We start from the raw sequence: 23,847 nt of genomic DNA, 5'->3' as shown, positions 1-23,847 counted from the left end.
TTCGAACCTCACTTCGCCTTGTCCATATAGGTGATGGTCGTGAAGAACAGCCAGGACACCAGCAACACGATCAGGAAGTAAATCAGCGAGAATGCCGCCGCCGGACCCAGGTCAAACTGGCCGATGGCCATCTTGGTCAGGGTCTGGCTGAGGAAGGTGGTCGAGTTGCCGGGACCACCACCTGTGAGTACAAAGGGCTCGGTATAGATCATGAAGCTGTCCATGAAGCGCAGCAGAATGCCGATCACCAGCACGCTCTTGAGGCGCGGCAGCTGGATATAGCGGAACACGGCCCACTTGGACGCCCGGTCAATCTCGGCCGCCTGGTAAAAGGCTTCCGGAATGGCCCGCAGACCCGAATAGCACAGCAGCGCCACCAGCGAGGTCCAGTGCCAGACATCCATCAGCAGCACCGTGGCCCAGGCATCGCCGGTGTTGGAGGCATAGTTGTAGTCAATCCCCAGGGCATTCAGCGCCCAGCCGAACAGGCCAATATCGGCTCGGCCAAAAATCTGCCAGATGGTGCCCACCACGTTCCAGGGAATCAGCAGCGGTATGGCCAGCAGAATCAGACAGAGCGAGCCCATGCGGCCCTTGGTGGGCATCATCAGCGCCACACCGATACCGAGCGGAATCTCGATGGCCAGCACCGAGAAGGAGTAGATAAACTGGCGCAATAATGAGTCATGCAGACGCGGGTCGCGCAGCACTTCGCGGTACCAGTCGGCACCTACAAAGTAGGCGTTGTTCTGATCAAAGATGTCCTGCACCGAGTAGTTCACTACGGTCATCAGCGGAATCACCGCCGAAAAGGCCACCAGCAGGAATACCGGCAGCACCAGCCACCAGGCTTTGTTATTTTCAGTCTTGATGATCATCGGGCTTGCTCCTCAACCAGGAACTCATCGACATAGAGTTTCAGCCATTGCTGCGGAAAGCTCACATAGGCGCGCCCGTTGGGCACTTCGCGGTCTTCATCCATGCGGGCCTTGAGCGTCTGTCCGCCCAGCTCGAAGGTGACGATCTTGTAGGTACCAAGATCTTCGGTATGCTTCACCTGGGCCTCAAAAGCATCATCGCTGGGGCCATCCCAGATATGCACAAACTCCGGGCGAATACCGACCTTGAGGTTGTCGCTGGGTACCAGCGCCAGGTGTTCGTTCAGCTCATCGCTCAACGCCACCTTGAAGCCATCAAAGGTGACCCCGCCCTCACAGCGACGTACTTCAATCAGGTTCATGCCGGGACTGCCAATGAAAAAGCCGACGAAGGTATGATTGGGCGACTCGAACAGTTCCCGCGGCGTGCCGAACTGCACGATCTGGCCGCCGTACATCACGGCGATCTTGTCGGCGAAGGTCGAGGCCTCCAGCTGATCGTGGGTCACATACACCATGGTGATATTGAACTGCTCGTGAATCTGCTTGAGCTTGCGGCGCAGCTTCCACTTCAGGTGCGGATCTATAACGGTGAGCGGCTCGTCAAACAGGATGGCCGAGACATCGTCGCGCACCAGGCCGCGGCCCATGGACACCTTCTGCTTTTCGTCGGCGGTCAGATTCTTGGCCTTGTTGTGCAGTACCGGATGCAGCTCCAGAATCTCGGCCACTTCATTCACCTTGGCACGCACCTTGGGCTCCGGCACCTTGGCGTTGCGCAACGGAAAGGCCAGGTTGTCGAACACCGTCATGGAGTCGTAGATTACCGGGAACTGGAACACTTGGGCGATATTGCGATCCTTGGGTGACAACTCGTTAACGCGCACATTATCGAACAGCACCTCGCCCTCGGACGGCGCCAGCAGACCGGAAATAATGTTCAGCAAAGTACTCTTGCCGCAGCCGGACGGCCCCAGCAAGGCATAGGCGCCGCCCTGGTGCCAGACATGATCCATTTCGCGGATAGCATAGTCCTCAGGGCCCGATGGATTGGCACTGTAGCTGTGTGCGAGTGATTTCAGATGTATCTCAGCCATGATGTACAACCCCCTGCAGCGCGCAGATAGCTGTGTCCGCACAGGATTTCAGATCTGTATCAAACATGGTTTGCAGCCCCCTGTACCAGACGTGTCGGTGCCTGCAACATGGCGCCGCTGCTGTCGAACACAAACAGCTTGTGGGTCGGCAGATACACCTTGATAGGCGCGTCGGTGCGGTACTCATGCACCCCCGACAGCTGCAATACCAGACTGAAATGGCGGTTCTTGACGTGCATAAAGGTTTCCGAGCCACTGATTTCAGCCAGCTCGACCTGCATCGACAGCTCCAGATCATCATCATTGCGCGGCACCAGACCTATATGACTCGGGCGCACACCAAAGCAGTAATCACCGGGTGTCAGATCACGCAGATCCTGATTCAGCGGAAAGTGGGCATATTCATCGAAGGTGACTTCCGACTCGGACACCCGTCCACCCAGCAGATTGATCGGTGGCTCACTGAACAGCGCCGCCGACGTCACGTTCACCGGCTGACGATAGACGACATTCACCGGGCCCGACTGAATAATACGCCCCTCATGCAACAGGGTGGTGGTGCCCCCCAGTGCCAGCGCTTCGTTGGGCTCGGTGGTGGCATAGATGGCGATGGAACGACGCTCCTTGAACAGCTCACGCAATTCAATGCGCAACTCTTCACGCAGCTTGTAATCCAGGTTCACCAGCGGCTCATCGAACAATATCAGGCTCGCATCCTTCACCAGCGCCCGCGCCATGGCGGTGCGCTGCTGCTGCCCGCCGGAGAGCTCCAGTGGCAGGCGATCCAAAAAGGGGTCGATGCGCAACATGGCCGCCGTTTCGTCAACGCGCTTTTTGATCTGGGATTCCGGCATTTTCGACAAACGCAGCGGCGAGGCGATATTTTCCCGTACCGTCAGGTTGGGATAGTTGATGAACTGCTGGTAGACCATGGAGACATTGCGCTGCTGTACTGGCATGCCGGTGACATCGGCACCGTCCATCAGCACTCGGCCCTGGGTCGGTTTATCGAGCCCGGCCATCAGTCGCATCAGAGAGGTTTTGCCGGCCAGGGTGTGGCCCAGCAAGACATTGAAAGATCCGGGTTCGAAGCTGATATTCGCATCGCTGATGAATGGCACGCCATCCACCACCCGCGTGATGTTTTCCAGTGTTAGCGACATAGTGTCGTCCCTTGTTCTTATTGTCATGGCCGCCTGTTCAGGCGGCCGGTGCACTGCAAACTCTGCGGCTCACAGCTTTTTCGAATACGAACAAAGGAAAGCGAACATCATGCCAAAACACAAAAAAACGCCTAAAAAAATACCAAATGTTTGTTTTGTAACGATTATTTAATAAATAACTTAAAATATCCCTGTGACATAAATGTTCGTAATCGAACATTTATGTTCAGAACACTGTTGACTGAGCAGTCAATTGAACAGATGATTGAACACTCAGCGCACTGTTCAACCCTGTAACAGGAGCAACAGTGCACAGGCAAACACGCACCTGAACAGCACTCCACACTATAAAAACAATAAAGAGCCAGCCCCATGAGCACTCCGAACAGCGACACCGAACATGACAGCCTGATCCTTGACTCCTGGGACCGCTGCCGCTCGTTCGGACTGGAACACGAAAGCCAGCCCGGGCTGCAGCAGCTGGGCAGCTCCGAGTGCAAGCTACTGCGCGAAGAACACAACTCGCTGGTGCACACCACAGGGCAGGAAGTACTGCCCTTCTATGAAAATATTCTCTCCAACAGCAAATGCATGATTCTGCTTACCGACTGCCGCGGCCAGGTACTCAATGGCTGGGGCGATCAGCGCTTTGTCGGCCAGCGTCAGAAGGCTTTTTTCCAACAGGGCACCAGCTGGCTCGAAAAGACCCACGGCACCAATGCCATAGGTACCGTCATCGCCTCCGGCCAGGCGGTGCAGGTACAGCGCGACGAACATTTCCTCAAAGCCAACCGCTTCATGATCGGCTCCGCTGCCCCCATCTTTGATGTCAATCGTGACCTGCTGGGTGTCCTGGATGTCTCCAGCGATGCCTACCTGCCCCAGGCCCATACGCTGGGCATGGTCAAACTGATGTCACAATCGGTGGAAAATCGCCTCATCATCAACACCTTCGGTGCTGAACACTTTTTGCTCACTTTCAACACCAATCTGGACAACCTCGACAGCCAATGGTCCGGCCTGCTGGTATTCAATGAGGAAGGCACCATTATTTCGGCCAACAGGCGGGCCGAGCTGCTACTCGGATACGACCTGGCACTGGCCAGCATCAGCCAGCTGTTCAGTTGCCCGCTGCGCGAGCTGAAAAACCAGCCCGAACTGCAGCCGCTGCAGCTCAGAACTCCCGGTCAGCATCATATGTACGGCGTGATCAAAAGGCCCATCGAACGGGTAATTCAGGCGGTGGATTTTCGCCAGCACAAGGCCGGCGGCGCCAGTATCGCAGCAAGCAGTGCCGCCCCGGCCACTCATCCTTCGAGCCCCGCTGCGACCAATGCAAGCACAGCGCCTGCTGCCAGTGATGGCGTTATCGGCCTGAACCGTATTGGTTACGGCGATGCCCGTGTCGATCGCTGCGTACGCCAGGCCGAGCGCATTATCGAGAAAGAGATTCCGATTCTGATCCACGGTGAGACCGGTGTCGGCAAAGAGGTCTTCGTCAAGGCGCTGCATCAGCACAGCGCGCGCCGCCGCTATTCGCTGGTGGCCGTCAACTGCGCCGCCATTCCGGGCGAGCTGGTGGAGTCGGAACTCTTCGGCTATGAAAAAGGTGCCTTTACCGGCGCCAGCAACAAGGGTGCCATAGGCCTGATCCGCAAGGCCCACAAAGGCACGCTCTTTCTCGATGAAATTGGTGAAATGCCACTCCAGGCCCAGGCCCGGCTGCTGCGCGTGCTGCAGGAACGCAAGGTCACCCCGCTGGGCTCAACCGAGTCCTATCCGGTGGATATAAAACTTGTTTCCGCCACCAACCGCTGCCTGCGCAGCCAGGTGCAGGATGGGCTCTTTCGCCAGGACCTGTACTACCGCGTGACCGGCCTGAACATCGAACTGCCGCCCTTGCGTGAACGTACCGACAGGCGTGAACTCTTCCAGCAGGTGCACCTGCTGCACCGCGAAGCCAACCAGCCCGCCCCCTTATCCGATGAAATCCTCAACCTGTTCGATCAGCACCCCTGGCCCGGCAACATTCGCCAGCTGATCAGCGTACTGCAGATCGCCCTGGCCATGGCGGACGAGGATGCTATCGAACCCTGGCATCTGCCCGATGACTTCTTTCAGGATATAGAACAACAGCGCAGCGCCCTGTCCGAGCCCAGGGACAATGCGCTGGATAACCCCGCAACAGCCGGCGGCGCCACCATGAGAGCGCCCAGACAGAAAGCCGACCCCTGGCCCGCAAGTGGTGTCGACGTCTTTCGCACAGCAGTGGCACCAGCCCAGGATACAGCCTCGACAGACGAGACCCTGGCGGCCTACAGCCTGCATGAGGGCAATATCTCCCGCACTGCCAAGGCGCTTGGCATCAGCCGCAACACCCTTTACAAGCGCCTGCGCGATCTAGGCCTGCGCCAAGGCTAAGCAGGCTGTGAACTAACCGATCACGCATAAAAAAGCCGCCGCTCCCTGGCGGCAGCGGCGGCGTTTAAGCATTCAGTATTAGTTGGTCTGTACCTTGGACACGGCCTTTTTCCAGCCATCGTAAAGGCTATCACGACGGGCCTTGTCCATCTTGGGCTCAAAGCGGCGATCGCACTGCCAGAGTTTTTCCAGCGACGCCAGCGAATCAAATACGCCGACTCTCAGACCCGCCAGATAGGCCACGCCCAGCGCCGTGGTTTCGATGATTTTGGGCCTATCGACGGTGGCGCCCAGAATATCGGCCAGATAGCTCAGCACCCAGTTGTTGACGACCATGCCGCCATCCGCCCGCAGCGCCACCGGGCGCACACCGTCGCTCTCCATGGCTTTTTGCAAATCCTTGGTCTGGTAACAGACCGACTGCAGGCCGGCGGTCACTATTTCCTTGATACCGGTATCCCGGGTCAGGCCAAAGATAGCGCCGCGGGCATTGGGGTCCCAGTGCGGTGCGCCCAGGCCCGTGAAGGCCGGCACCAGATAAACCCCGTGATCAAGGGACGTTTGCTCTGCCAGGGGTTCGGCGTCACTGGCACCGCGGATCAGCTGCAAGCCATCACGCAGCCACTGAATGGTGGCGCCGGCCACAAAGATACTGCCTTCCAGCGCATAGGTCGGCACGCCATTGAGGCGATAGGCCACGGTGGTCAACAGGCGATGCTCGGACTTGAGCGCCTTGAGGCCTGTATTGAGCATCAAAAAGCAGCCGGTGCCATAGGTGCTCTTGGCCATGCCTTCGCGAAAGCAGGTTTGCCCGAACAGCGCCGCCTGCTGGTCGCCGGCAACGCCACAGACCGGGATCGCTGCCCCCAGCAGCGCGGCATCCGCCTGCCCGAAGTCATCGGATGAGTCCATCACCTGGGGCAACATGCTGACCGGGATATCAAACAGGTCCAGCAGCTCCTTGTCCCACAGCTGCGTATGGATATTGAACAGAAGGGTGCGCGAGGCATTGGTGGCATCGGTGCGATGCTCTCGTCCGCCGGTCAGCTGCCACAGCAGATAGGTATCCACGGTGCCGAATGCCAGCTCCCCGCGCTCGGCACGTTCACGCGCGCCCGGCACCTGCTGCAGTATCCAGCGAACCTTGGTGGCGGAAAAATAGGGATCTATCAGCAGCCCGGTCTTTTCACTGATCAGGGGTTCGAGGCCCTGCTGCTTGAGCGACTCGCAGTATTTTGCCGTGCGTCTGTCCTGCCAGACGATGGCATTGTAAAGCGGCTCGCCGGTGACGCGATCCCATACCAGGGTGGTTTCACGCTGATTGGTAATCCCTATGGCGGCAATCTGCTGCGCCTCGATACCACACTTGGCTATAACATCGCGACAGGTCTGCAGCACCGTGCCCCAGATATCGCCCGGCGCATGCTCTACCCAGCCATCTTCTGGAAAGTGCTGCGCAAACTCCTGCTGGCTGGTGGCCAGAATCTGACCTTCGCCGGAAAAAATAATGGCCCTTGAGCTGGTGGTGCCCTGGTCGATGGCCAGTAGATACTTAGTCATGATTCGCCCCGCGGTTCACTAATGTTCTTTTTTGTTCGTATTCTTACCATTACGCCACTAAAAACCAAGCAGTATTTTCTTTTTCCATCACCATCACCCCGCTACAGCCCAGCCACAGGCGCCATTTTTGCGCTATAAGTCCTTAAATCTATGAGATAATCAGCGCAATTACAGGCATCCTGGCAGAATCGATGCAATCCGGTACCGCGCACGGCCTTGATTAGCGCCACCGGCATTGCCCTTGAAGGAAGACTACAAGCCATGACACAGCGGCGCAGACAGGACCTGATTCTCGAGAAGGTCCAGGCCACCGGATTTGTCACCATCGACGAGCTGGTCGAGCACTTTCAGGTGACGCCCCAAACCATCAGGCGCGACCTGAATCAGCTGGCACAGGATAACAAGCTGCGACGACACCATGGCGGCGCCGGCGTTGAATCCAGCACCGAAAACACCGCCTACCAGGCCCGCAAGATCATGGATCTGGACGCCAAGGAAAAGATTGCCCAGCAACTGGTCAAGATCATTCCGGATGGTGCCTCGCTGTTTATCAATATAGGCACGACCACCGAAACTATCGCCCGCGCCCTGCTCAACCACAACAATCTGCGCGTGGTGACCAACAACCTGCACGTCGCCTCGATTCTCTGCGCCAAGGAAGACTTTACCGTGATCGTCGCCGGCGGCGAGGTACGCAACCGTGACGGCGGCATCGTCGGCGAAGCCACGCGGGACTTTATCAACCAGTTTCAGATGGATTTTGGCATTATCGGCATCAGCGGCATCCACAGTGACGGCACCCTGCTGGACTTTGACTATCGCGAAGTACGGGTCGCCCAGACCATTATTGCCAATTCCCGCCAGGTGCTGCTGGCGGCGGACCACTCCAAGTTTGGTCGCAACGCCATGGTACGCCTGGGCAACATAGTGCAGGCTGACCATTTCTTCACCGACCAGGTCCCGCCGGCGGAGATTCGCCAGCAACTGATTGAGCATCAGGTGGAACTGCACATCGTCTGAGGGCTGCGCCCTCAGTCCCGACGATCCACCCCGCTACACGTGCCGCTTAGCCCCCCTTTCTACCGCCCTTTCTACCGCCCTTTTCTTGCGAGCAGGCGCCTGCGCCGATGCTCAGTCTCTTGTAACCACCAACTACAACTGCGCCTTTTCAACCAGGCCCTGGCTGCAATTTCTGCGCGCCAGCATTCGAATAGCCATAGTTCCAGTCACAACCCGAATATATTTCATCAAAATAATGTTCGTTTGTGATTGTTTATTTTCGTTATCGAATAGTATAGTTATATCCATCGTCTGATAACCCTGCGGGGTATCGGCTCAATTACAGGATTCAGGGAGGCCCGCGTCAGGCCGCCCTCCCGACGCGGAGACAGATACAGCATGACCTCTGAACAGACCGTCCAGGATCTCATCGTCATCGGTGGCGGCGTTAATGGTGCCGGTATCGCCATGGATGCAGCCGGTCGCGGCCTGCAGGTTTTGCTGTGTGAAATGGATGATCTGGCGTCAGCCACGTCCTCCAGCAGCAGCAAGCTGATTCACGGTGGCCTGCGCTATCTGGAGCACTACGAATTTCGCCTGGTGCGCGAAGCCCTGGCCGAACGCGAATGCCTGCTGCGCAATTCACCCCATATCATGTGGCCGTTGCGCTTTCGCCTGCCCCACCGGCCCCATCTGCGTCCGGCCTGGATGATTCGCGCCGGCCTGTTTCTGTACGACAACCTGGCCAAGCGCGAACTGCTGCCCGCCTCCAACGGCATCAAGTTTGCGCCCCAGGGCCCGCTCATCAACGAGATAACCCGCGGCTTTGAATACTCCGACGGCTGGGTCGACGATGCGCGCCTGGTGGTGCTGGTGGCCATGGCGGCACGGGAAAAAGGCGCCGACATCCGCACCCGCTCCCGCGCCATCAAGGCCGAACGCGAAGGCGAACTCTGGGCGGTTACCCTCAAGTGTCAGCGCAGCGGCAACGAAGAAGTGCATTACTGCCGCGCTCTGGTCAACGCCGCCGGCCCCTGGGTCAGCCGGCTGTTCAACGAAACCATGACCATCCCCGCGCCCAAGCAAATCCGCATGGTAAAAGGCAGCCATATCGTCGTGCCGCGCATTCACGACGAGCATCAGGCCTACATACTGCAGAACGAAGACAACCGTATCGTGTTTGTGATTCCCTACGAGGACAATTTCTCACTGGTGGGCACCACCGATGTCGACTATCAGGGTAACCCGCGGGATGTGGCCATTTCGGCGGAGGAAACCGACTACCTGATCTCGGTGGTGAACAGCCACTTCAAGCACAAGATCGCCGTCAGTGATGTGGTCTGGAGTTACTCCGGCGTACGCCCGCTGATGGACGATGAAGCCGGTTCCGCCCAGAAAGCCTCCCGCGACTATGCCTTTGAAACCGACGTCGCCCCCGGCAAGGCTCCGCTGCTGTCGGTGTTTGGCGGCAAGATCACGACCTACCGCAAGCTGGCGGAAGCCGCCACCAACAGCATTTGCGAACACTTCCCCAAGGCCCGTGGCGCCTGGACCCGCAACGCGGCTCTGCCCGGTGGTGACTTCGAAAACCAGCACAAGCTGCTGAGCCAGCTCGCGCGCCAGTACCCATGGCTGCCGGTGGCGCTGGCACGCCGCTTTGTGCGCACTTACGGCACCCTCAGCCACAGCATTCTTAAGGGGTGCACCTCAATCGAAGACCTGGGCACACACTTTGGCGCCACCCTTTATGCACGGGAAGTGCGCTATCTGGTCGAACAGGAATGGGCACTGGAGCTAGAAGACGTGCTGTGGCGACGCACCAAGCAGGGACTCTACCTGCAGGAAACCGAATGTGCTGCCGTAGCAACCTACCTGGAAGGGCTTCTGGGCGAGGCACCACTGACGCTGATCTCAAACCGCGGTTGAGATCGGCCGCCAAACCTGACCAGAGCAGGGTGCAAAGGCCCGCGCTCTGGTCAGTAGTGCCACTTTGAATCTATACCGCCAGGGTTGTAACAGCGGCCAAACCGATAGCTGGCCATCAGAGATACCCATTCCAGCGCCCTTCAACAGGCGCCCTGGCGGGCTATAATGTCTGGCCATTCCTGGCTGATACACTCCGATGAATCCTGCACGCCTCTTCCTCACCGGCGCCCGTGACACCCTGCCACTGATCCTCGCCGCCATCCCCTTTGGCATCGTCTATGGCGCGCTGGCCACCAGCAATGGCCTGTCCCAATGGGCAACCCTGGCCATTTCCCTGTTTGTCTATGCAGGCTCCGCCCAGTTTATCGCCGTGACCCTGCTGGCCAGCGCCGCCGCCCTGCCGGTGATTCTGCTCACCGTATTTGTCGTCAATCTGCGCCACATGCTCTATGCCGCCAGCCTGATGCCCTGGGTCAGTGCCCTGCCACAGCGCATCCGTGTACTGATGGCGTTCTGGCTCACCGACGAGACCTATGCCGTGGTCACCAACCGCATCGCCCGGGACCCGCAACTGCGTGGCCTGCCCTGGTATTACTGCGGCTCAGGCCTGGCCATGTACGGCAACTGGATTCTCTGTACCTGGCTTGGCATCGCCCTGGGGCAACGCATGCCGAACATCACCGGCTGGGGACTCGATGTCGCCATGGTGGTCGCCTTTATCGGCATAGTGGTGCCGGCACTGCAAAGCCGCGCCCAGTGGGCATGTGCGCTCAGTGCCAGCGTCTGCTCACTGCTGACCTGGGACTGGCCGCATCAGAGCGGCCTGCTGTTAACAGCGCTGGTGGCCATCACTGTGGGGGTGGTGCTGGAAAGACGCGATAACAGAGCATCGAAGATGCCGGCATACACAGCCGAGACGCCAACAGCAGCGCAGGGAGATGGATCAAAATGAATGAGTGGATTCTGATTGCCGGCATGGCTGCACTGACCTTCGGCCCGCGCTATCTGCCACTGGCGCTCGCCGGGCGGGTGCGCATACCACCGCTGATCGAACAGGCGCTGCGCTTCGTGCCCATCGCCGTACTCAGCGCGATCATCACCCAGACAACGCTTATTCGTGGGGGTTCGCTGGATTTCGGCCTGGGCAATGCGCATCTGCTGGCGGCGGTGGCTGCCTGTATCGTCGCCTGGCTCAGCCGCGGACTCTTCCTCACAGTCGCAGCCGGCATGCTGGCCTATGGCCTGGCGCTCTGGCTGATATGAGGCACCCCTGCAATTGAACGCAAAGGGCGCGGCTGTCAATGCAGTCGCAGCGTCAGGGTATCACCACGCTGCACCAGCTCCAGATCCTTCATGAAGCTCATGCCCAGCAAGACAACCTCCCCCGGCATGCCGGGGTTGATATTACCGGCCACATTACGCAGCACTATGGAGCCCAGGCGTACTTCGTCCAGCTGGGTGTCGTACACGGTGACCAGGCCGTTGGCGGTGGTGGCCTGGCTGGCATAGCCCTTCTTCAGACCCAGCCGAGTGGCCAGGGACAGCGGTATACTGATGCGTGTCGCGCCTGTATCCACCAGAAACTGCACCGCCTCGCCATTGATACGCCCGGGCGCTATATAGTGCCCGCTGCGGCTGCGCCGCAGCACGACCTCTACAGGCCCGTCGCCATCCACGACCATCAGGTCGGCATTGGGATTGTGCTGATCTTCCAGCCAGCTTTCAAAACCCAGCACCAGCACCGCCAGTAACGACAGCCAGGCGGCAAACCACATCAGACGACCGGCACGAGGTGCCCGGGGGTTGGAATCATTCATGCTTTTAAAGGCAGCCCGCAGCGCGTTAAGTTCATTATCGCCTCAAGGTTGAACCACCCTGACGCCGACTCGACCGAAGCATAACACGCCACACTGGCAATCAGACCGCCGTGCAGTACGCGCCTGGGCCCGGGGCCAGCATTGGGGTTTGGCGAGAAACCGGCGTAGCACCGAGGCCCATCCATCGAACCGATAAAAAGTGAATGAATTTAACAGATATGATGTTGTTACAGGGGGTACCAGAAAAATCATAATTTGCGCCAAGCACCTGTATTAAAAGCCCTTAGCTGAGGCCACGACCAGGAATCGTCCAACCGGCGATAACAAATAGGTGAATATTTATCATCATTAAGCTGAAAAAGCGTCGTTTGAGTCAATATCGCCGACTGCGTACTATGGCGCCATCAAATGATTGCAGTGCTCTACGGAGCCAATGGTTTGGGGACCGGCAATTACTTGCAACCGTGACAAAGGTAAACGCGATGAACACGACCGAACAGACTCAGCAATACACCGATATCAGCAATGTTGATGTGCAGGCCATCATGGAACAGGCTCGCATCGAGCGCGCCAGAATGATGCGCGAGCTCCTTGCCAAGCTGAGTCGCCGTCAGGTTCTGCCGGTATGGAACCAGACGTTCAAAATGCTGTTCGCGCGCTTCAGCCACTGAGTTACCGCTTTTCCTGTGTTACCTGTTTGATTTACTTGTTGTTCTTGTTTTTCGGTCGGCCCCGGTAACCCGGGTCCGGCCTTTTTTATGTTTAAGACGAACGGCAAACTATTGCTCCCTGCAGAGCCTGCATTCCCGCCGTCCCTGGCGGCCTCATGCCAAGAGCGTAGCCAGGAGCTACACCCGCAAACCACCATCCATCTCGACGATACGCCCGGTAAAGAAATCATTCTCGATAATATATTGCAACGTATGGGCCATTTCCGACACTTCGCCCAGGCGTTTTAACGGCACGGCCTGCAGCATGCGCTCGATGGCTTCAGGCTTCATCTGCGCCGTCATTTCAGTGGCAATCACACCCGGTGCTATGCCGCCCACCCGGATCTTGTAGCGCGCCAGCTCACCGGCCCAGCTGGTTACCAGGGTGGCGACACCCGCCTTGGTGGCCGAATAATTGGTCTGGCCCACGTTGCCTGCACGGGACACCGATGAAATATTCACGATAACCCCGCCCTCGCCCTGCTCCGCCATGATGCCCGCCGCCTCGCGACCACAGAGAAAGCTGCCGGTCAGGTTTACATTCACCACCGAAGACCACTGCTCAAAGCTCATCTTGCCGACCAGCTTGCCCTCCTTGAGCTTGATCAGCAGGCCATCGCGCATCAGGCCGGCATTGTTCACCAGGCCATGAATCGAACCAAAATCACCCTTGATGGCGCCAAAAACAGCTTCCACCTGGTCTTCGCGGCTAATGTCACAGACATAACCGCGCGCGTGCGCACCGGTCTGTTCAAGGCCCTGTACAGCCGCATCCAGGCTGGCCTGATCCAGATCGATCAGTGCCAGCTGGCCGCCACGTGCCGCCAGATGCTGCGCCATGCCCAACCCAAGGCCGCGAGCGCCACCGGTAATTACAAATACTTTGCCGTCAATCTGCATGGGAGGCTCCTGTCTCTTGATTCTTGTCTTTTGCTTCTTGAAGAACACGGTTGAACTTAAAGTTTACGTTAACGTAAAGACTACCGCGACCCTGTACCTAAGGCGAGAGAAAATAGGTAATTACCCCTAATTTATTGGTCACCAGCTCAAAAGCTGCCAATCAAAAAAAACGGCGGACTTTTGTCCGCCGTTTTTTATGCTTACAAGGCGTAAAAGCACGCAATAATGCAGGCGCGCTATACCAGCCCGGCCTGCTTCATGACGCTGCTGATTTCCGGCAGTATGCTTTCATCATCAATGGTCGAGGGGGTCTTGTAGCTCTCGCCCACGGCAATCTTGCGCAAAATGGCACGCAGGATCTTGCCCGAACGGGTTTTGGGCAACCGCTGCACCACCAGCACGCGGCGAAAACAGGCCAGCGCACCGACCTGGTCACGCACACGCTCTACCAGTTCGGCCTCCAGTGCGGCCGCAACAATATCTTCGCCGGACTTGAGCACCACCAGCCCCACAGGCAGCTGCCCCTTGAGTGCATCCTGCACGCCGATGACCGCACACTCGGCCACCGCCGGGTGCCCGGAAACGACCTCCTCCATTTCGCCGGTGGACAGCCGATGCCCCGACACATTGATCACGTCGTCGGTGCGCCCAGTGATAAAGACATAGCCATCGTCATCCACGTAGCCACCATCGCCGGTATGGTAGTAGCCCGGGAACAGGCTGAGATAAGCCTCGGCAAAACGCTGGGGCTGATTCCAGATGCTCCAGGTCACCCCCGGCGGCATTGGCAGCTTGACGCATATATTGCCGGACTCGCCCGCCGGCAGTTCATTGCCATCACCATCCAGTACGCGAATATCGTAGCCGGGAATGGGTTTGTTGGTGGAGCCCAGACGCGACTCCGAGGGGTTGTCCCAGCCCATCATGGCGGATGTCATGGGCCAGCCGGTTTCGGTCTGCCACCAGTGATCCATGACCGGCACCCTGAGCAGGCCCGCAAGCCAGTCGTGAGTGGAGGAATCCAGCTTTTCACCGGCAACGAACAGGCGCTTGAGGCTGGACAGGTCATAGTGGCGGGACAGCGCACCTTCCGGGTCTTCCTTGCGCACCGCACGAAACGCCGTGGGGGCACAGAACATGGCATTGACGCCATATTCGGCAATGACCCGCCAGTAGGCGCCGGCATCCGGTGTGCGAATGGGTTTGCCTTCGTAGAACACTGCACTGCAGCCACCCATCAGGGGGCCATAGACGATAAAGGAATGCCCCACCACCCAGCCGATATCGGACGCCCCCCACCAGACATCCCCCGGCCGCATGCCATAGACATTGCGCAGTGCATACAGCAGTGCCACCGCGTGACCGCCGTTGTCACGCACGATGCCCTTGGGCTGGCCGGTGGTGCCCGAGGTATAGAGAATATAGAGCGGGTCGGCTCCACGAACCGGCACACAGCCGGCAGGCTCGACCCCGGCCTGGGCCTCATGCCAGTCCAGATCCTGGCCCGGTGTCATGCTGGCCTGCAGCATGGGCCGCTGCAGCACCAGGGTATGGGCCGGCTTGTGCGTCGCGAGCCCAATGGCCTTGTCCACCAGCGGCTTGTAGGCAATGGTCTTGTCCATTTCAATGCCGCAGGAGGCGGTGAGTATCAGCGTTGGCTTGGCATCGTCGATGCGCACCGCCAGCTCGTTGGCCGCGAAACCGCCAAATACCACCGAGTGCACCGCCCCGAGCCTTGCGCAGGCCAGCATGGCCACCGCCGCCTCGGGCACCATCGGCATATAGATCACCACCCGGTCACCCTTGTCGACGCCGAGTTTACGCAGCGCCCCGGCAAAGCGGGCCACCTTGATCAATAGCTCCCTATAACTGATGGCCTGCTTGACGCCGCTGACCGGGGAGTCGTAATAGAGCGCGACCTGATCACCCCGCCCCTGCTCAATCTGCCAGTCCAGCGCCAGATAGCAGCTGTTGAGCTCGCCATCTGCAAACCAGCAATGGCTGCCCTGGGGTCTCTGTTGCAGTATGGTTTCCGGCTTTTTGAACCAGGCGATCAGTTCGGCCTGCTGCGCCCAGTAGGCCTGCGGATCTGCCAGAGACTGACGATAGACATTGCTGTAGTCCATTGCGCTACCTCGTATTATTGTTGTTCTGAAGAATCGGGCGGGTGAACCGTAGGAGCCTCACTCGCTGTCGCGATAGAGGTTCAGCACGCTGGAAAAATCCAGTGTGCCTTGGCCCTTGGCCTTGTGCAGGCTGAACAGCGAACGGGCGGCGGAGCCCATGGGGATTGGCGAGGCACTCTGCTGGCTCAGCTCCATGGCCAGCCCCAGGTCCTTGAACATCAGGTTGGTCTGAAAGCCCCCCTGGTAACCCTTGGAGGCCGGCGCCGTCTCCATCACGCCGGGCCAGGGGTTGTAGACGTTGAGCGCCCAGTTGCCGCCGGAGCTCTGCTTCATGATCTCGGACAGAACGGCCGGATCCAGACCGTTCTTGACCCCCATGTTGAGCGCCTCACAGGTGCCGGCCATCAGGATCGCCAGCATCATGTTGTTGCAGGCCTTGGCGATCTGGCCGGCACCATGATCACCGGCATGGAAGATGTTCTTGCCCATCACATCCAGCACCGGTTTGGCCCGTGCGAACTGGCTGTCGGAGGCGCCGACCATGAAACTCAGGGTACCGGCCTGGGCACCACCGACACCGCCGGAGACCGGCGCATCGATAAAGTCGCGCCCGCGTTCAGCCGCGATAGCGGACACCCGCTTGGCCACGTCGGCCTCGATGGTGGAGCAGTCGATGATCAGGCTGCTGGCGTTGATATGATCCAGCAGCGGCTCGGGCCCGGTGACATAGAGCCCTTCGACATGACGTCCGGCCGGCAGCATGGAGATAACGATCTCGGCATCCCGCACGGCGTCCACTGCGCTGGCTGCCTGCAGGCAGCCCTCGGCCACGGCATGGGCCAGCGCCTCGGCGGACAGATCAAACGCCTGTACCCGATGGCCGGCCGCCGCCAGATTATGGGCCATGGGACCACCCATGTTACCCAGCCCGATAAATGCGATCGTTGCCATGATTCTTATCCTTTTTGTTGGGGCGAACGGCCAGAGTGGCAGGCCGGTCGCCAATTGCTCGGTATCGGCTGGCGGTGCTCAGAGATCCGCCAGCGGGTGTTGCGCCCAGGGACTTTCGAACAGTTCGGCCAGAAAGCTCGCATTGACCTCGCCGACTGACTTGAACAGCCAGTCCGGCTGGTTGTCCTTGTCGATCAGCAGTGCCCGCACGCCTTCCGGCAGTTCGCGGTGGCGACAGCACTGCACCGACAGCACCAGTTCCTGCTGAAACACCTCGCGCAGCGACAGATGCCGGCTGCGCTTTAACTGCTCGGCAATCAGCCGCAGCGACAGCGGGCTGCCGTTGCGCACGGCTTTCTGCGCCCGCCGCACCCATTTGTCATCGGTTTCAAGGCCCAGCAGCGCCCCCACGATAGCCTCGACGCTGTCGTGATCGGTCAGGCTGCGGATCAGGTCGACATGTTCTCGGATCGGCGCCGGCATCTCGCTGAACGCCGGGCGGGATTCGCTTTCCAGTTCGCGCAGCACCCGACTGACGGTGCCGCCGGCATCGCCACCCCAGGCTTCGCTGGCCAGCCGGCTCAGCAGACCCTCGCGCAGACCCGCATCAATCGCGCGGTCCGCCAGACCCAGGAAGATGGCATCGCGGGCGTTGATCGGATTGCCGGTGAGCCCCAGAAACAAACCGGTGCCGCCCGGCATGCGGTTCAGGAACCAGCTGCCGCCCACATCCGGATACAGGCCAATGCTGACCTCGGGCATGGCCAGGTGCGAGGTCTGGGTAACCACGCGGTGACTGCAGCCGTTCATCAGGCCCATGCCGCCGCCCATGACGATGCCGCTGCCCCAGCAGATGATCGGCTTGGAGCTGGTATGAATGGCGTAGTCCAGACGATATTCACGGGTGAAGAACGCCTGCGGGAAATCCGCATCGGCCGCGCCGGTCATGGCCTTGTACAGATTGACAATATCGCCGCCGGCACAGAAGGCCTTGTCGCCGGTGCTGTCCAGCAGTATCGCCACAACACGCTCGTCGGCCTGCCAGCGATTGAGTTGCGGCTGGATCAGGTCGATCATCTCCAGCGTCAGGGCATTGAGCGTGCGTTCGGCATTGAGGCGGATTTCGCCGATCAGGTGACCGTCGGCGGTGGCATGTTCGGTAAAGAGTACGGCGCTCATCGGGGGCTCCTCAGCGGTTTTTCCATTCGGGTTTACGCTTCTCGAGGAAGGCATTAACGCCCTCGCGCTGATCTTCGCTGTGGAACAGATCCACAAACAGCTCGCGCTCCAGGATATAGCCCTGATCGAGTGGCCGGCTGCGGCTGGACTGCACCAGCGTCTTGCAGGCACTGACTGCCACCGGGCTTTGCTGCGCCACCTGCTCGGCGAGTTCAAGCGCGCGCTCCAGCGCCTGCCCCCTGGCCACGACCTCCTCGACCAGGCCGATTTTCTCGGCACGTGCGGCATCAATGCGCTCGCCGCAGAGGATCATGCGCTTGGCCCAGCCTTCACCCACCAGCAACGCCAGGTTCTGGGTACCGCCGGCGCAGGGCAGCAAGCCCACTTTGGCCTCCGGCAGCGCCATCTGCGCCTGTTCTTCGGCAATGCGGATATCGCAGGCCAGCGCCACTTCGAGGCCGCCGCCCATGGCAAAGCCGTTGATGGCGGCAATCGACACGCCGCGAAAACGGCTCAACGTCTCGAAGGCCTCGCCGAAGTCGCGGGCCATGTCGCGGGCCACCGAGCGGTCTCCGTCGGCGAACAGTTTGAGGTCGGCGCCGGCAGAGAAAAACTTCTCGCCCTGGCCGGTCAGCACCAGGGCATAGATATCCCGATCCTGATTGAGCTCTTCCACCAGTACCTTGAGGCCCTTGAGGCTGTCGGCGGTCCAGGTATTGGCCGGCGGGTTGTTCATGGTGACCAGTGCCACATGGCCACGGCGTTCACAAATAAGACTGTCGTTCATCCTGTGCTCCCTGTTAGGCGCGCCTTGTCACTACTGAAAAAATCAAAGCAGGTCGGCGGCGTTTTCACTTAGCAGCCGGCGCGAAATAATCAGCCGCATGACTTCGTTTGTCCCTTCCAGAATGCGGTGCACCCGGCTGTCACGCAGGTACCGCTCCAGCGGATACTCCTTGATATAGCCATTGCCACCGTGCAGCTGCAGTGCCTCGTCACAGACGCGGTAACCGGCATCGGTGGCAAAACGCTTGGCCATGGCGCAGTAAGCCGAAGCATCGACATGGCCCTGATCCAGCTTGCTGGCGGCAAGACGCACCAGCTGACGCGCAGCGACCAGTTCGGTCGCCATGTCGGCCAGCTTGAACTGCAGCGCCTGGAAATCCGCCAGCCGCTTGCCGAACTGGCGCCGCTCCAGCATATAGGCCCGGGCCTCGTTCAGCGCCTGCTGGGCCGTGCCCAGCGAACAGGTGGCAATGTTGATGCGCCCGCCATCCAGCCCCTTCATGGCCAGCTTGAAGCCCTCACCTTCGGCGGCCAGCAGGTTGGCCTGTGGTACTTTCACATCGTCGAAGGTGATCATGCGGGTGGGCTGGCTGTTCCAGCCCAGCTTGTCTTCCTTGCGGCCATAGCTGACGCCATCACTGTTGGCATCGATCACCAGGGCCGATATCCCGGAGGCGCCGGCACCACCGGTTCGAGCCATGACCACCAGCACATCGGTACTGCCTGCGCCGGAGATAAAGCATTTGCTGCCGTTGACGATGTAGTGGTCGCCCTCAAGGCGCGCCGTGGTTTTCAGCGAGGCGGCATCGGAGCCTGCGTTGGCTTCGGTCAGGCAGTAGGAGCCAAGCTTCACGCCGCTGATCAGGTCATCGGCGTAGGTTTCCCGGGCGCTCGCGCTGCCAAAGCTCGCCACCATCCAGGTCACCATGTTGTGAATGGTGAGGTAGGCCGTGGTGGATGTGCAGCCCATGGACAGCTGCTCGAAAATAATATGCGAGTCCAGCCGGCTCAGCCCCATGCCACCCTGTTCCTCGGCGGTATAGAGGCCACAGAAGCCAAGCTCACCGGCCTTTCTGAGCACATCCACCGGGAAGTGTGCTTTCTCGTCCCACTCGGCAGCATGGGGCGCGAGTTCATTTTCGGCAAAGGCGCGGGCCATATCGGCAAACGCCTGCTGCTCTTCGTTCAATTCAAAATCCATGCATGTGCCTCCGCAAAGGTCCCGGGGCCCTGCAGCGCCCCGGGTGTCGCCTGTTACTGCTGCTGTTATTTCAACTGAATGGTCATGTTGGGGCCGCCGGCAATGTCATCCTCGAACCAGCGTGCCGTTACGGTCTTGGTTTCAGTGTAGAAACGCACCGCCTGTTTGCCGTAGGCATGCTGATCACCGTAGAAGGATTTTCTCCAGCCGGTGAAGGAGAAGAACGGCAAGGGCACCGGCACCGGGACGTTGATGCCGACCTGGCCGACCTGGATCTCGTGCTGGTACTTGCGTGCCGCCGCGCCTGAAGCCGTGAACAGCGAGGTGCCGTTGCCGTAGGGGTTGGCATTGATCAGGCTGATGGCCTCATCCAGCGAATCCACTTCCATGACCACCAGCACGGGGCCAAATATTTCTTCACGGTAGATCGACATCCCGGGGGTGACACCGGTGAACAGCGTAGGTCCTACCCAGTTGCCATCCGGTGCGCCTTCCACCACGCAGTCGCTGCCATCGAGCACACAGTTGGCGCCCGCATCCTTGCCTTCCTGAATAAAGCGCAGCACGCGTTCCTTGGCCTGGGGATTGATCAGCGGGCCGTAACCGGCCTTGGGATCATCCCAGCGCCCCGGGCGCACCTGGGCCAGGGCTTCACGCAGTTCCGGAATCCAGTTGCGGGATTCACCGACAAACACCGCCACCGAAATCGCCATGCAACGCTGACCACCGGCACCGACCGAGGCGCCGACCAGGTTGTTGATGACATGCTGCTTCTGCGCATCCGGCATGATCACCATATGGTTCTTGGCGCCGGCAAAAGCCTGCACACGTTTCATGTTGGCGGTACCGGTACGGTAAATATGCTCGCCCACGGCCACGGAGCCGACAAAGGAAATGGCCGGCACATCGGGGTGGTTCAGAAGCTGGTCAACCTGGTCCTTGCCACCGTGAATCACCTGCAGCAGACCATCCGGCGCACCGGCTTGCTGAAACAGCTCGGCCAGGCGCATGGGCGTCAGCGGGTCCTGCTCTGAAGGTTTCAGCACAAAGGTGTTACCGCAGGCGATGGCCATGGGGAACATCCACAACGGAATCATGGCCGGAAAATTGAACGGTGTAATGCCGGCGCACACACCCAGCGGCTGGGTATAGCTGTAGCAGTCAATCTTGCGGGCCACATTTTCCACGGTTTCCCCCATGGACAGGGACGCGATGTTGCAAGCGTGCTCGACCACCTCGATACCGCGCCAGACATCCCCCTTGGCATCGTCGAAAGTCTTGCCGGTTTCCTTGGCCAGAATGGTGGCGATCTCGTCGTGATGCTGCTTGAGCAGATCCTGATAACGCAGCATCAGGCGGGCGCGCTCGGACACCGGTGTTTCCTTCCAGGTTTCAAATGCCTTTTTGGCCGTTGCCACAGCCAGATCCACTTCCTCCACCGTGGCACAGGGCACCTGCGCTATCACTTCCTGGGTGGCGGGGTCCGTCACCGGAATCCACTGCTGTGTCGCACTGCGGAGCATTTCACCGCCAATTAGAAGAGGAACCTGCTGAGTCATAGCTATCACCTGTTTATGGTTACTGTTATCGGGTGTCACCGGACTGACGACCTGGGCCTTCAGTGCACAATAGACTCTTTGTACCATGCGTCTGCATATTGCCGGATTGATAATCTTGCGCACTTGATGGACTATATTGTCATTCTATACATAGATTCCCCAGGTCAGGGTTACCGCCATGAGCACCCCCTCCAGCTGGCCACTGTCGACCGACAGCATTCGCTTCGTGATCCCCAGGCGAACTGTCGCCGCCCTGGCGGAGCATCCACTCAGTTGCCAGCTGTATCCGCTGGGCATCGGCTATTACCAGCACGCCCGGGGTCATCACATGCAGCGGCCGCGGCACGACGACAACCTGCTGATTTACTGCCTCGAAGGGCGCGGGCGGCTGACCATCGACGCCAGGTCGCGCACCGTCAAACCCGGAGATCTGCTGATCCTGCCCCGTGGCCTCAGTCACAGCTATGAGACCCGCGACCGGGACCCCTGGAGCATTCTGTGGGTCCATTTCGATGGCACACTCGCACAGGACTTTATCGACCAGCTGGATAGGGACGGCACGGCACTGCTGCCACTGGGCATTCACTCTCGCCTGGTGGCCGATTTTGAAGCCCTGCTCGATGCCCGCCAGGCCAGCCACAACCTGTCCGCCTTTGTTCACTGCGCCAACCAGCTGCGACAGCTGCTGACACATATTGCGCTGCTAAAACCCCTGGCGACCCGCCTGGCCAGCGACAGCATGGACCTGGAAACGGTGCACAGCCTGATGCAGGCCCGCCTGCACGAACAGCTGGATATCGATACCCTGGCCCAGGCCGTGAGCCTGTCCCGGTTTCATTTCATCAAGAAATACAAGGCACTGACCGGCACCACGCCGATCAATCACTTTATCCATCTGAAGATCGAGCGGGCCTGTCATTTGCTGGACGTCACCAGCAAGGGCGTGAACGAGGTGGCCTGGGCCCTGGGGTACGAGGATGCCTACTACTTTTCCCGGATATTCAAGAAAACCATGGGCATATCACCCAGCCAGTACCGCCGTATCCGGGTCGGAGATTTCGGCTACAAAAGCTGAGCGCACTGTCCCTGGGCTCAGGCCTGAAGAACCGGTGGCGGCACCGGATTGCAGAGGCTGCCTGCCATCCGACTGCCCGATGCACCGGACTGTGCGTCCAGCCAACGGGCAGATCCCGAAGGCCCTCAGATCAGCTCGATTGCCACCGCCGTGGCTTCGCCCCCCCCGATGCACAAAGACGCGACACCCTTCTTCAGGCCGCGCTGCTGCAGGGCGTGCAGCAGCGTTACCAGTATGCGCGAACCGCTGGAGCCAATCGGATGACCCAGGGCACAGGCGCCGCCGTGCACATTGACCCTGGCAGGATCCAGCCCCAGTTCGCGTACCGCCAGCATGGTCACGACAGCGAAGGCTTCATTGATCTCGAACAGATCCACCTCGTCCGCCTTCCAGCCCGCCTTTTGCAGCACTTTTTCAATGGCGCCGATGGGCGCAATGGTGAACTCTTCCGGCAACTGGGCGTGGGTCGAATGGGCCACTATGCGCGCCATGGGTTCCAGGCCACGCTGCTGCGCCTCGGAAGCCGCCATTAGCACCAGCGCGGAGGCGCCGTCGGAGATTGAGCTGGAGTTGGCCGCCGTGACCGAGCCATCCTTCGCAAAGGCAGGCTTCAGGCCCCGGATCTTGTCGGGCCTGGCATTGCCGGGCTGCTCGTCGGTATCAACCAGAACATCGGCGCCGCGCCCCGCCACGGCAACGGCGGCAATTTCGTCCCTGAAAGCGCCGGATTCGATGGCCGCCAGCGCCTTTTCCAGCGAGGCGATAGCAAAGTCATCCATGGCTTCACGACCGACATCAAAACAATCCGCCGCCTGCTGGGCAAAGGCACCCATGAGTCCCCCCTTGTAGGCATCCTCAAGACCGTCACAGAACATGTGATCGATTACCTGACCGTGCCCCATGCGCAAGCCCTGACGGGCCTTGGGCAACAGGTACGGCGCCAGACTCATGTTCTCCATGCCACCGGCGACCATGGTTACGGCAGAGCCCGCCAGTATCTGGTCATGGGCCTGCATCACGGCCTTCATGCCGGAGCCGCACATCTTGTTTATCGTGGTGCAGCCCGTTGCTACCGGAATTCCAGCCGCCAGGGATGCCTGACGTGCCGGCGCCTGACCCAGGCCCGCCGGCAGCACACAGCCCATGAGCACTTCGTCGATATCCTCGGGAGCGAGACCCGCTCGAGCTACCGCCGCCGCGATGGCGGTCCCGCCGAGCTTGGGTGCCGGCACCGTCGACAACCCGCCCATCATGCCGCCCATCGGGGTACGGGCCGCACCCAGAATAACCACTGATTCCCGCTTCATAGACACCTCGCAGTTTACGTAAACGTCAATATAAATAGGTACCGAAGGTTGCCAAATAGTCGCTGCAAACCCTCAGATCCGCCGCTGCCGTTCGGGCTGCAGGCGTGATAGATAGCTGTACTGTCGCCTGTTTGGGGCGCCTGGGTCAATCTCCAAAACCCAAAGATAAGGGTTATCTCGTACTACTTTAGT

Annotated in this window: 20 protein-coding genes; 7 read left to right on the top strand and 13 right to left on the bottom strand. The window is 59.7% G+C overall.

The features are described 5' to 3' along the window. Positions 1–8 precede the first annotated feature (8 nt). The 3 genes from MRS74_RS09535 to MRS74_RS09525 are packed head-to-tail and all read right to left on the bottom strand — an operon-like array spanning position 9 to position 3,138. The gene (locus tag MRS74_RS09535) at positions 9–875 is read right to left on the bottom strand and encodes a carbohydrate ABC transporter permease (RefSeq protein ID WP_254580115.1); all 867 of its coding nucleotides are present in this window, start codon (positions 873–875) and stop codon (positions 9–11) included. Beyond that, positions 875–1,975, bottom strand: coding sequence for an ABC transporter ATP-binding protein (locus tag MRS74_RS09530; protein ID WP_254580052.1), 1,101 nt, complete (start codon positions 1,973–1,975; stop codon positions 875–877). Before MRS74_RS09530 ends, MRS74_RS09535 begins: the two co-directional genes overlap by 1 nt. Positions 1,976–2,034: 59 nt before the next feature. Continuing rightward, positions 2,035–3,138: an ABC transporter ATP-binding protein gene (locus MRS74_RS09525; RefSeq protein WP_254580051.1), complete on the bottom strand. Its 1,104-nt coding sequence runs from the start codon at positions 3,136–3,138 to the stop codon at positions 2,035–2,037. A gap of 372 nt (positions 3,139–3,510) precedes the next feature. Here MRS74_RS09525 and MRS74_RS09520 point away from each other — a divergent pair, with 372 nt between their 5' ends. Continuing rightward, entirely contained in the window at positions 3,511–5,559 is a 2,049-nt protein-coding gene (locus tag MRS74_RS09520) for a sigma-54-dependent Fis family transcriptional regulator (protein ID WP_254580050.1), read from the top strand. 78 nt (positions 5,560–5,637) lie between these two features. Here MRS74_RS09520 and glpK read toward each other — a convergent pair whose 3' ends face one another. After that, the gene (glpK, locus tag MRS74_RS09515; RefSeq protein ID WP_254580049.1) at positions 5,638–7,119 is read right to left on the bottom strand and encodes a glycerol kinase GlpK; all 1,482 of its coding nucleotides are present in this window, start codon (positions 7,117–7,119) and stop codon (positions 5,638–5,640) included. A 261-nt stretch (positions 7,120–7,380) separates the two neighbouring features. Between glpK and MRS74_RS09510 the strand changes: the two genes are divergently transcribed. The 4 genes from MRS74_RS09510 (at position 7,381) to MRS74_RS09495 (ending at position 11,307) form a co-directional block, all read left to right on the top strand. Further along, positions 7,381–8,139 carry a DeoR/GlpR family transcriptional regulator gene (locus tag MRS74_RS09510; RefSeq protein ID WP_254580048.1) on the top strand — a complete coding sequence of 253 codons (759 nt, stop codon included), beginning with the start codon at positions 7,381–7,383 and terminating at the stop codon, positions 8,137–8,139. Positions 8,140–8,517: 378 nt separating this feature from the next. Beyond that, positions 8,518–10,044 carry a glycerol-3-phosphate dehydrogenase gene (gene glpD / locus MRS74_RS09505; protein ID WP_254580047.1) on the top strand — a complete coding sequence of 509 codons (1,527 nt, stop codon included), beginning with the start codon at positions 8,518–8,520 and terminating at the stop codon, positions 10,042–10,044. A gap of 196 nt (positions 10,045–10,240) precedes the next feature. After that, positions 10,241–10,996 carry an AzlC family ABC transporter permease gene (locus tag MRS74_RS09500; protein ID WP_254580046.1) on the top strand — a complete coding sequence of 252 codons (756 nt, stop codon included), beginning with the start codon at positions 10,241–10,243 and terminating at the stop codon, positions 10,994–10,996. Next, positions 10,993–11,307 carry an AzlD domain-containing protein gene (locus MRS74_RS09495; RefSeq protein WP_254580045.1) on the top strand — a complete coding sequence of 105 codons (315 nt, stop codon included), beginning with the start codon at positions 10,993–10,995 and terminating at the stop codon, positions 11,305–11,307. The genes MRS74_RS09500 and MRS74_RS09495 overlap by 4 nt, the downstream gene beginning before the upstream one ends. Positions 11,308–11,342: 35 nt before the next feature. Here MRS74_RS09495 and MRS74_RS09490 read toward each other — a convergent pair whose 3' ends face one another. Further along, a complete protein-coding gene (locus tag MRS74_RS09490) occupies positions 11,343–11,861 on the bottom strand; it encodes a retropepsin-like aspartic protease family protein (RefSeq protein WP_254580044.1) in 519 nt (172 codons plus the stop codon). A gap of 482 nt (positions 11,862–12,343) precedes the next feature. Between MRS74_RS09490 and MRS74_RS09485 the strand changes: the two genes are divergently transcribed. Further along, positions 12,344–12,532 carry an RSP_7527 family protein gene (locus MRS74_RS09485; RefSeq protein ID WP_254580043.1) on the top strand — a complete coding sequence of 63 codons (189 nt, stop codon included), beginning with the start codon at positions 12,344–12,346 and terminating at the stop codon, positions 12,530–12,532. Between the two features lie 177 nt (positions 12,533–12,709). On the opposite strand, the gene MRS74_RS09480 is transcribed toward MRS74_RS09485, so the two are convergent. The 7 genes from MRS74_RS09480 to MRS74_RS09450 all read right to left on the bottom strand — a co-directional run bounded on the left by MRS74_RS09480 (position 12,710) and on the right by MRS74_RS09450 (position 21,273). After that, positions 12,710–13,471, bottom strand: a complete 762-nt coding sequence (locus MRS74_RS09480; protein WP_254580042.1) for an SDR family oxidoreductase — start codon at positions 13,469–13,471, stop codon at positions 12,710–12,712. 236 nt (positions 13,472–13,707) lie between these two features. Continuing rightward, positions 13,708–15,597, bottom strand: a complete 1,890-nt coding sequence (locus tag MRS74_RS09475; RefSeq protein WP_254580041.1) for an AMP-binding protein — start codon at positions 15,595–15,597, stop codon at positions 13,708–13,710. A 57-nt stretch (positions 15,598–15,654) separates the two neighbouring features. Next, positions 15,655–16,548, bottom strand: a complete 894-nt coding sequence (gene mmsB, locus MRS74_RS09470) for a 3-hydroxyisobutyrate dehydrogenase (RefSeq protein ID WP_254580040.1) — start codon at positions 16,546–16,548, stop codon at positions 15,655–15,657. A 78-nt stretch (positions 16,549–16,626) separates the two neighbouring features. Beyond that, entirely contained in the window at positions 16,627–17,727 is a 1,101-nt protein-coding gene (locus tag MRS74_RS09465; protein ID WP_254580039.1) for an enoyl-CoA hydratase/isomerase family protein, read from the bottom strand. A gap of 10 nt (positions 17,728–17,737) precedes the next feature. Then, positions 17,738–18,514, bottom strand: coding sequence for an enoyl-CoA hydratase (locus tag MRS74_RS09460; protein ID WP_254580038.1), 777 nt, complete (start codon positions 18,512–18,514; stop codon positions 17,738–17,740). Positions 18,515–18,556: 42 nt separating this feature from the next. Then, on the bottom strand, positions 18,557–19,714 hold the full coding sequence (locus MRS74_RS09455) for an acyl-CoA dehydrogenase family protein (RefSeq protein ID WP_254580037.1): 1,158 nt from the start codon (positions 19,712–19,714) through the stop codon (positions 18,557–18,559). A 65-nt stretch (positions 19,715–19,779) separates the two neighbouring features. Continuing rightward, positions 19,780–21,273 (bottom strand): CoA-acylating methylmalonate-semialdehyde dehydrogenase, encoded by a 1,494-nt coding sequence (locus tag MRS74_RS09450; RefSeq protein ID WP_254580036.1) that lies wholly within the window; start codon positions 21,271–21,273, stop codon positions 19,780–19,782. A 178-nt stretch (positions 21,274–21,451) separates the two neighbouring features. On the opposite strand from MRS74_RS09450, the gene MRS74_RS09445 reads away from it, so the two are divergent. Then, the gene (locus tag MRS74_RS09445) at positions 21,452–22,348 is read left to right on the top strand and encodes an AraC family transcriptional regulator (RefSeq protein WP_254580035.1); all 897 of its coding nucleotides are present in this window, start codon (positions 21,452–21,454) and stop codon (positions 22,346–22,348) included. Positions 22,349–22,473: 125 nt separating this feature from the next. Here MRS74_RS09445 and MRS74_RS09440 read toward each other — a convergent pair whose 3' ends face one another. Then, on the bottom strand, positions 22,474–23,655 hold the full coding sequence (locus MRS74_RS09440; protein WP_254580034.1) for an acetyl-CoA C-acyltransferase: 1,182 nt from the start codon (positions 23,653–23,655) through the stop codon (positions 22,474–22,476). Between the last annotated feature and the right edge of the window lie 192 nt (positions 23,656–23,847).

The organism is Marinobacterium sedimentorum, from assembly GCF_024267675.1.
Classification (GTDB): Bacteria; Pseudomonadota; Gammaproteobacteria; order Pseudomonadales; family Balneatricaceae; genus Marinobacterium_A; species Marinobacterium_A sedimentorum.
The sequence above is the reverse complement of the archived record's forward strand: the minus strand, read 5'-3'. Positions and strand labels throughout refer to the sequence as shown.